We start from the raw sequence: 233 nt of genomic DNA on the forward strand, positions 1-233 counted from the left end.
AATATCGGCGGCAGCTGAATGGCTGAGGCCTTCGCCATAGACGAGCAGCACCGCGTCGCACTGTCTTTCCGGCAAAGCGCGCACGGCCGCCCACAATTCGCTCGATATCTCATCGTCACTCTTACTGGGCGCATCGGGCAGCGGTTCGGCGGCATAAGCACGGAACGTCTGTTCTTCTCGAGCCAGCTTGCGCCTATGGTCGCGGGCGGCGTTCAGCGTCAGGGTGTAGAGCC

1 pseudogene is annotated in these 233 nt (G+C 62.2%); it reads right to left on the reverse strand.

What is annotated here, in order from left to right:
• Positions 1-233 (reverse strand): annotated as a pseudogene (locus tag EOD29_RS35270) (RNA polymerase subunit sigma-70); the annotation flags it as partial.

This window comes from Mesorhizobium sp. M1A.T.Ca.IN.004.03.1.1, from assembly GCF_003997555.1.
In the GTDB taxonomy this organism is placed as follows: Bacteria; Pseudomonadota; Alphaproteobacteria; order Rhizobiales; family Rhizobiaceae; genus Mesorhizobium.